This is a genomic window from Sphingopyxis sp. (assembly GCF_035565275.1).
In the GTDB taxonomy this organism is placed as follows: domain Bacteria; phylum Pseudomonadota; class Alphaproteobacteria; order Sphingomonadales; family Sphingomonadaceae; genus Sphingopyxis.
This window is the reverse complement of record NZ_DATMST010000266.1, coordinates 1-8,526: the sequence shown is the minus strand read 5'-3', so window position 1 is coordinate 8,526 and position 8,526 is coordinate 1. Positions and strand designations below refer to the sequence as shown.

Here is an 8,526-nt window from a genome sequence, read left to right as displayed (position 1 = left end):
ATGTGCGCTCCGGCGGCCGCCTTCCTGCATCCGCTGGCGCGTCCGGCGCAGGTCCGCCATATTCTCGGTGCCGCCGCGCACGCCGCCCGGGGCGGGGGAACTGGCCGCGGGTAACGATCCGGTCGTGGGGCGGGATTTTATCGAGCGCGCCGCGTCCCGGGCGACGCCGCAGCTTACCGGGATATTGTGCCGCTATCCCGCTCCGCCACAGGGCGGAGGACGGGCGGGCGAATTGCTGCGGATGCTCGATCGAAAGCTTCGCGGCAACACGCCGGAAAGCGATATGGTCTAGTCGTCGTTGAGCAAGGCCAGCTTGACGCGTGCGGTGCCGCTGCGGTGCATGCCGATTTCGCGCGCGGCGGCGGTGCTGACGTCGATCACGCGGCCATGCGCGAAGGGACCGCGGTCGTTGATACGGACGACGACGCTGTCGCCATTTGATGTGTTGGTGACGCGCACCATGCTGCCAAAGGGAAGCGAGCGATGTGCCGCGGTGAGCTGGCCGGGGTCGAAACGTTCGCCGCTGGCGGTGCGGTTGCCGGCAAGCTCGGTGCCGTAATAGCTCGCCACCCCGCCACCGATTTCGGTTTCGTCGACGATATCGGCAATCGGATTATCCGTGACTTCGACTTCCTGCGCAGCGGCTGAAACCGTGAGCAGAAGCGGTATCAGCATGGCTGAAAAGGCCCGCATGACATCATCCCCTTTCGGTGGATGCGCCAAAAGCAGCGGCGGCCTGCCGAAACAAGCCGCCGCGCGTTAAACTGAAGCGATTTTGCGTCCGGATGTGCGATTTGTTCCGTTTCAGCGGAACTACAACTGAATCTATACGTCCAGATTCGCCACCGACAGCGCATTTGTCTGAATGAAATCGCGCCGCGGTTCGACCTCGTCGCCCATCAGGCGTTCGAAGATTTCGTGCGCGACGTCGGCCTGTTCGGCTTCGACGCGCAGCAGCGAGCGATTGGCGGGATCGAGCGTCGTTTCCCAGAGCTGTTCGGCATTCATCTCGCCCAGCCCCTTGTAGCGGCTGATCGCGAGCCCCTTGCGGCTGTGCGCGAAGATCGCCTCGAGCAGCTCGGACGGGCGCGTGACCGGATTGGCCTTCGCATTCGCCGTTACGGCGGGTGCATCGCCCTCGTCGCTCTCCGCGGTTTCGACTTCGACGTCGGCGGCGGCGCCCGTCGCCTTCACCAGCCGGCCGGGGCGGGCATAGCTGTCGGCCTGTTCGGCGGCGAGCTTGTGCATCCGGCGTGCTTCCTGGCTGGCGAGGAAACCCGAGTCGATCGCATGGTGATCGCTGACCCCGCGCCAGCGGCGCTCGAGCGTATAGCCGCCGCCCTCGACCGCTTCGACGGTCCAGACGGCTTCGGCGCCGCCGGTCAGCGCCCGCTCGGCCGCGTTGAGCCATGTGGCGGCGGTTGCAGCGGCGCTGTGACGCCCCGCGGTGTCAAGTTCGGGGTCAAGCGCGCCGGTGAGGGCGAGGGCTTCGATGAGCCCGTGATCGAGGCTGCGCGGCACATAGCGCATCAGCGCGCGGAGACGCCGGCCATGATCGATCAGCCCGCGCAAATCCTGCCCTGAGCGCGCGCCGCCCGGGGTTTCGAGCAGCAGCGCGTCGATGCCGGCATCGACGAGATAGTTTTCAAGCGCGGTGTCGTCCTTGAGATAGACCTCGCTTCGCCCCTTCGCGACTTTGTAGAGCGGCGGCTGGGCGATGTAGAGGTGCCCGCCCTCGATGATCTCGGGCATCTGGCGATAGAAGAAGGTGAGCAGCAAGGTGCGGATATGCGCGCCGTCGACGTCGGCGTCGGTCATGATCACGATCTTGTGATAGCGCAGCTTTTCGAGGTTGAACTCGTCGCGGATGCCGGTTCCGAGCGCCTGGATCAGCGTGCCGACTTCCTTCGACGAGATGATGCGGTCGAAACGCGCGCGCTCGACGTTCAAAATCTTGCCCTTCAGCGGCAGGATCGCCTGCACATGCCGGTCGCGGCCCTGCTTCGCCGATCCGCCTGCGGAGTCACCCTCGACCAGGAAAAGTTCGCATTTGCTGGGATCGCGTTCCTGGCAGTCGGCGAGCTTGCCGGGCAGGCTCGCGATGTCCATCGCACCCTTGCGCCGCGTCAGTTCGCGCGCCTTTTTTGCGGCCTCGCGCGCCGCGGCGGCGTCGATGACCTTCTGGATCACCGCCTTCGCATGCGCCGGATTTTCTTCGAGCCATTCGGTCATCCGGTCGGCCATCAGGCTTTCGAGCGGCTGGCGGACTTCGCTACTGACGAGCTTGTCCTTGGTCTGCGACGAGAATTTCGGATCGGGCAGCTTGACCGAAACGATCGCGGTCAGCCCTTCGCGCATATCCTCGCCGGTCAGCGATACCTTTTCTTTCTTCAGGATGCCGGACTTGTCGCCATAGCCGTTGAGCGTGCGCGTCAGCGCGGCGCGGAACGCCGCGAGATGCGTGCCGCCGTCGCGCTGCGGGATGTTGTTCGTGAAGCAGAGGACATTTTCATAATAGCTGTCGTTCCACTCGAGCGCGACGTCGATGCCGATGCCGTCGCGCTCGCTGCTGATCGCGATCGGATCGGGAAGCAGCGCATTCTTGTTGCGGTCGAGATAGCGGACGAACGCGCCGATGCCGCCTTCGTAGAACAGATCGTGGCTGACATGCTCGGCGTGACGCGCGTCGACCAGCTTGATTCGCACGCCCGAGTTGAGGAAGGCGAGTTCGCGATAGCGATGTTCGAGCTTCTCGAAATCGAATTCGAGGACATTCTTGAATGTTTCGGTCGATGCCTGAAAGGTGACGCGCGTACCCTTCTTGCCCGCCGGAGCGGGGCCGTTGACCTTGAGAGGCGCGACCGAATCGCCATGCTCGAAGCGCATCCAATGTTCTTCGCCGTCGCGCCAGATCGTGAGCTCGAGCCATTCGCTGAGTGCATTGACGACCGAGACGCCGACGCCATGGAGGCCGCCCGACACCTTGTAGGCATTGTCGTCGCTGGTGTTCTCGAATTTCCCGCCGGCGTGGAGCTGCGTCATGATGACTTCGGCCGCCGAAATGCCTTCCTCGGCATGGATGCCGGTCGGGATGCCGCGGCCATTGTCCTCGACGCTGACCGATCCGTCGCTGTTGAGCGTGATCAGGACGAGATCGCAGTGACCCGCGAGCGCTTCGTCGATCGCATTGTCCGACACCTCGAACACCATGTGATGCAGGCCCGACCCGTCATCGGTGTCGCCGATATACATGCCCGGCCGCTTGCGTACCGCGTCGAGGCCCTTCAGAACCTTGATCGAATCGGCGCCATAGGCGTTTGCGTTGGGCTGGCTGGAAGGTGCGCTCGGCGCGTTGTTTTCAGGCGTGTCCGTCATATCGATTATATAGGGTCGAAGGCGCAAAAACCCAAGCGAAAATGCGGCTCTCCGTCCTGTCGTGACGAACGTTGCGCGCCCGCGTCGCGGCGGCTAGTTTCGCAGGCATGAAACATCGTCTCGCCATTCCCGTCGCCACGCTTCTCGTCGCCACGCTCGCCGCGTGCAGCCAGCCCGCCCCGCCGACCGAAAACGCGCCCGCGCTCGCGGGCGAACCGCTCGCGACGCGCGCCGTGATGATCGGCACCGAGGGGCCGAGCCTGCCCGCCTGTTCGAGCATCAGCCGCGTCAAGGCAGGCGGTACCGACGTCTATTGGGCGCCGGACGAGACGCGCGCGGTCAAGGCGAAACTTGCCGGCGGCGCCCACGTATCGCTGTGCGAAGCGGCCGAGAATGACGCCTGGTTCGGCGTCGTCTTTGCCGCGCCGGGCACCGATCCTGACATGTGCGGTGTCGGCAGATCGGTCCAGAACGCCCGCGAATATCAGGGTCCGTGCCGCTGGGGCTGGATCAAGGGCGGAACGGTCCAGCTCGGGGGCTAAGCCCGCCGGCTACCGGCAATCCTCGATCACGCGGCCGATTTCGGACTGCACCGGCAGCGTCAGCGCGCCGCCGCCAGACGTTTCGAGCGCGAAACGGCCGCGGCTGAACGCGATGCGATCGAGCCGCGGATCGCGGTTCGGCAGGCTTGCGCTACCACCGTCGAAACGGATCTGGTCGGTTCCGGCGCTCGTCCGCAGACTGACATTGCCCGAAAGCGCCGAGGTCATCCGGATGCCGCTGCCGCTGCACGTCATGCTGAGCAGCGGGTTACCGCTTCCGGTCGGAACGAAGGCGGCGGTCCGGCTGCCGGCGTCGTAGCGCCAGGCGCCGCGATCGACGGCGCGATCCTCCCACGACCCGGCGGGGGTCGGAAGCGGCGCGGGCGTCGGCGCGGGGGCGACCGGTTGCGGCTGCTGTGACGGGGGCGGCGCTTCGGGCTTCGGGATCGCGGTGCAACCCGCAACGACGAGCATCAGTGCGCCAAGGGTACCATAGCGAAAACCCGGCTGCTTGCTGATCATCGTTTAAAATCCCTGCCAATCAATCACTTCATCGAGTGGTGCGCGCGGCACCGGCCACTGGTTCACTGCGGCGTCCCCGTCAGCATAGCCGATCGCGAGCCCGGTAAACAAAATCTGCCCGTCGTCCAGCCCCAGCGTGCGGCGGACCGACCTGCCGTACATCGCCCAGCATTCCTGCGGACAACTTGCAAGGCCAGCTTCGACGAGCAGCAGCATCACCGATTGCAGCCACATCCCCATGTCCGACCATTGCGGCGGGCCCATGATGCGCGAGGTATGGAGGAAAAGCATTACCGGTGCGCCGAAACCCCGGTAATTCTCCACGAACCGAGCGATCCGTCCCGCCTTGTCCTCGCGCGGGATGCCGAGCGAGGCGTAAAGCGCCTCGCCAACGCCGAAGCGCCGCGCTTCCCATGGTTCGGTCAGTCCCCTGGGGTAGATGTCGTATTCGCGCTCATAGCCTTCGCGCCCCATCGCGATGCGCGCCGCGACAGCGTCCTTGACCGCCGCCCAGCGTTCGCCGGTCACGACCGTCACCTGCCAGGGCTGGAGATTGCCGCCCGAGGGCGCGCGCTGCGCCGCCGCGAAAATTTCCTTCAGCAGCGCCGGATCGACCGGCCGGTCGGTGAAGGCGCGCACCGAACGGCGCGCGTGCAGGGCCCGGGTAACGCTCGTGTCAGTCGCTGGCATATTTATCCTCTCGTCGCTTTCCGAACAGCAGTCCGCGTTCGAGCCGGGCCTTCAATTGCCGGTAATAGGAAAGGAGGAAGACGTCATCCTCCTCGGCGACCGGCCGGCCGATCTTGGCGCGGATCGTGTCGGCGACCTCGCGCATCGCGCGCGGATCGGCGACGCGGAGCACGCGTTCGAGCTCCTGCAGTTCGAAAATGCCGTAGACCGCAAGTTCGGCCTCGCTGAACGCCATCGCGCCCGCCTGTCCGGCGCTCGCGGCGATGTCGCGGTCGAGCCGCACGCGCTGCGCCATCACGACCCAGGTTCCGGCGATAAGGTCGCCCATGCGCATCCGGTCGCGGTTGAACAGCAGGAACAGGCTGAGCGTCAGCGACCAGAGCACTCCCGCCACGACCGTCCAGGTCGATGCCATATCCTCGGCGGCAGTGACCCCCAGCATCATCAGCGGCAAAAACAGCTCGAGCTCGCGGATCAGGTTGCGCGCGACCACCGCATCGGCGGTCAGCCGCCCGCCGTCGCGCGCGACGACGCGGATGCCCATCAGCCGTTTGCCCGGCGTCGCCGCGCGCGAGCCGAGTTCGAACCCGATGAACCAGAAGGTGCGGAGCAGGAAGGCGCCGAGCATCCAGACGACGACGGTCAGGTCGGATTCGGACGCGAAGCCGATCCACATCATGAAGAGGGAGAAGGCGATCAATATCGCGAGGATAATCACGACATCGATCATCAGCGCGCCGAAACGCAGCCCCGAACTCGCGATCTTCAATTCGAGATCGACCCCTTCGGGCGTGATGAACTGGCGTATCTTCTTTGCGCCCGCGGCGCGTATCCGGGCGTTCGTCGCGGCGGTCATGTGACGTCCTCGCGCCGGGGGATGTAATAATAGGCGATCCAGAACAATAGCATCAGCGATCCGATCGCATAGCGCAGCATCGTATCGGTGATCAGCTGCCGCCCGAATCCCTCGAGCAATCCGGCGGCGAACAGCATCAGGATAACCCCGACCATCACCTTGCCCGCCGTCCGCCCGGCCTCGGCGGCCGCCTGCAATCGTCCGCGCGCGCCGGGAAAGACAACTGCCGTGCCGATGCGGAGGCCTGCGGCACCCGACAGCGCGGCGGCGAACAGCTCGGTGGTGCCATGGATGAACAGCCAGCCGCCGAAATCGAATCCGAGTCCCTTGGAGACAAAGACCGCCATCATCGCGCCCAGCCCGATGCCCTGATAATATTCGAGCATCATCGTCGGCACGCCGAAGGCGAAACCGAGCGCGAAGGACAGGATCGACACCCGGCTGTTGTGGGTGAACAAATAGGTCGCAAAGATGTGCAGCGCGCTTTCGCCATCCTCCCCGGCCGCCTTGCCGTGGCCCAATGTCGATTGCAGGAACTCGACCGTCGCGCGCGGATCGCGGCCGCCCGACATCTCTTCGGGAACGAAATTGAAATACCATTCGGGGTTGCTCGCGACGAGCGAATAGCTGGTCAGCGCGCCGAGCAGGATGATCAGTGCGATGATCACCGTTTCCTTCCACACCGACCGCACCGCGGCGGGCCAGTCGTAGAGGAAGAAGCGGCGGAGGCGGTTGAACCGCGTCTCGCGCACGCCATAGACGAGGAAATAGCCGCGGATCGACAGCGCCTCGAGATGATCCAGCAGCGCCTTGTCGAGGCTCGTCGCGCGCGCGATCGAGAGCGACGACAGGGTCGCGCGATAGAGGAGGGGCAGTTGCAGCAGCTCGTCGCTCGTCAGCGCCTTGGCGCCCTTTTTCTCCAGCTTGGTCAGCAGCAGGTCGAAAGCGATCCAGTCGGCCTCGCGCTCGGCGCGAAAGCGGCCGGTCGAAAAACTCGGCGCTTCGATCGCGCGCGCGGGGGCGGGGGCGGGCTGCATCACAGACTGCCCTGCCGCTTGATGCCCAGATAGGCTTCGACCGCGCTCGCACCCATTGCATCGGCGGGCACTTCGATCACATCGGCGCCGAGGCGCTGCAACCGCGCGATCACCAGCTGGCGGTCGCGCAGCATCGCCGCGGCGACGTTCGAACGCGTGACGTCGGCGCCGCTTTCGGGGCGGCGCCTCTCTTCGCTCTCGACCTCCTCGTCCCGGATCACGACGAACAGCAGCCGGTGCTTTTTGACGAGCCGCCCGGCGGCGCGGATCATCAGGTCGGCGCTCGTCGCATCGGTGAATTCGGTGAACAATATGATCAGCGACCGGCGGTTGAGCTGCGCCGACAGCGTGGTCAGCGCCAGCGTGAAATTGCTTTCGACATGCGCGTAGTCGATCAGGCTCGCCGCGCGCTGCAGCGCCGGGAAATCCTGCGTGTGCATATAGGCGGGGGTCAGCGTCTGCGGCTTGGCGGCGAAAGAGAAGAAGCTGATCCGGTCGTTCAGTTTCAGCCCGACATAGGCGAGCAGCAACGCCGCCGACACCGCGCGGTCGACGCGGGGCATGCCGCCGACCGGTTCGGCCATCGTTCGCCCGCTGTCGATCGCGAGCACGACGCGGTTGTCGCGCTCGACGCGATATTCCTTGGCGAGCAATTTGACGTGGCGCGCCGACGCGTTCCAGTCGATGGCGCGGCGGTCCATCCCGGGCTGATATTCGGCGAGCGCCTCGAATTCGGTGCCTTCGCCGCGAAAGCGCTGCTGACGCAGGCCGAACCAGCTGTTGCGCTGGAACAGCCGGCTGCCCTCCTCGGTCACCGCGCGCAGGCTCGGGACGATGTTGATCGTCCCGCCGATCGCGAAGCGCCGCTGTTTCCACACGAGACCGAGCGGTCCCGCCCAGCGGATCCACAGCGCTTCGACCAACGCCTGTCCACGCCGCGAGGCGGTGAGCGACAGGGTGCGGAGCAAGGTCTCGTTCGCGCCGGCCTTGCGCATCTCGCCAGCGAGGCGCCCGCCCTCGGCAAGCCGCTCGTCGAGCGCGAGCGCGAGTTCGGCACGTGCCGGCACGGCTGCCCCGCTCGCGGCAAGCGACAGGTCGAACGGATCGCCGACCCCGACCTGGTGCGGAAAGCGCGCATCGAGCGCGAGGTTGCGCGGGTTGGCGCCGGCGATTGAATCAAGGATCAGGCATGCGACGATTACACCGATCCATCCGGGCGCGACGAGCCACAGTTCGGGCCGGACAAGCCCGAGCGCGAGCGCCATCGGTGCTCCCGCGAGCAACAGGTAAATGGCCCGGCGCGTCGGGTAGATCAACGCGGCACCTCTTCATGTTCGAGCAGCGCCGCGACAATCTGTTCGACGTTGCGTCCCTCGATCTCGGCCGCCGCCGACAGGATGACGCGGTGGCGCAGCACGCCGGCGGCCAGCCGCTGGATGTCGTCGGGGATCACATAGTCGCGTCCGTCGAGCGCCGCCGCGGCGCAAGCGGCGCGCGCGAGCAA

8 protein-coding genes and 2 pseudogenes are annotated in these 8,526 nt (G+C 65.9%); 2 read left to right on the top strand and 8 right to left on the bottom strand.

Translation table 11 applies throughout. The features are described from left to right. Positions 1–292: pseudogene (locus VN047_RS17760) on the top strand (hypothetical protein); the annotation flags it as partial. Here the strand turns inward: VN047_RS17760 and VN047_RS17755 are convergent. Together VN047_RS17755 and gyrB are read right to left on the bottom strand one after the other, a co-directional pair. Continuing rightward, on the bottom strand, positions 289–693 hold the full coding sequence (locus VN047_RS17755; RefSeq protein WP_325545000.1) for a septal ring lytic transglycosylase RlpA family protein: 405 nt from the start codon (positions 691–693) through the stop codon (positions 289–291). The pseudogene VN047_RS17760 and the gene VN047_RS17755 sit on opposite strands and share 4 nt — an antisense overlap. Positions 694–825: 132 nt before the next feature. Then, positions 826–3,375 carry a DNA topoisomerase (ATP-hydrolyzing) subunit B gene (gene gyrB, locus VN047_RS17750; protein ID WP_325544998.1) on the bottom strand — a complete coding sequence of 850 codons (2,550 nt, stop codon included), beginning with the start codon at positions 3,373–3,375 and terminating at the stop codon, positions 826–828. Between the two features lie 107 nt (positions 3,376–3,482). On the opposite strand from gyrB, the gene VN047_RS17745 reads away from it, so the two are divergent. Further along, on the top strand, positions 3,483–3,917 hold the full coding sequence (locus tag VN047_RS17745; protein ID WP_325544996.1) for a hypothetical protein: 435 nt from the start codon (positions 3,483–3,485) through the stop codon (positions 3,915–3,917). 9 nt (positions 3,918–3,926) lie between these two features. Here the strand turns inward: VN047_RS17745 and VN047_RS17740 are convergent, their stop codons facing one another. The 6 genes and pseudogenes from VN047_RS17740 to VN047_RS17715 form a co-directional block, all read right to left on the bottom strand. Further along, entirely contained in the window at positions 3,927–4,439 is a 513-nt protein-coding gene (locus VN047_RS17740; protein WP_325544994.1) for a hypothetical protein, read from the bottom strand. Positions 4,440–4,442: 3 nt separating this feature from the next. Continuing rightward, positions 4,443–5,129, bottom strand: coding sequence for a nitroreductase (locus tag VN047_RS17735; RefSeq protein ID WP_325544992.1), 687 nt, complete (start codon positions 5,127–5,129; stop codon positions 4,443–4,445). Then, positions 5,116–5,985: an RDD family protein gene (locus tag VN047_RS17730; protein WP_325544990.1), complete on the bottom strand. Its 870-nt coding sequence runs from the start codon at positions 5,983–5,985 to the stop codon at positions 5,116–5,118. Before VN047_RS17730 ends, VN047_RS17735 begins: the two co-directional genes overlap by 14 nt. Next, complete coding sequence (locus VN047_RS17725; RefSeq protein ID WP_325544989.1) at positions 5,982–7,022, bottom strand: stage II sporulation protein M; 1,041 nt, start codon at positions 7,020–7,022, stop codon at positions 5,982–5,984. The genes VN047_RS17730 and VN047_RS17725 overlap by 4 nt, the downstream gene beginning before the upstream one ends. Continuing rightward, positions 7,022–8,338, bottom strand: a complete 1,317-nt coding sequence (locus VN047_RS17720; RefSeq protein ID WP_325544987.1) for a DUF58 domain-containing protein — start codon at positions 8,336–8,338, stop codon at positions 7,022–7,024. The genes VN047_RS17725 and VN047_RS17720 overlap by 1 nt, the downstream gene beginning before the upstream one ends. Next, a pseudogene (locus VN047_RS17715) lies at positions 8,335–8,526 on the bottom strand (magnesium chelatase); the annotation flags it as partial. The pseudogene VN047_RS17715 and the gene VN047_RS17720, both read right to left, overlap by 4 nt.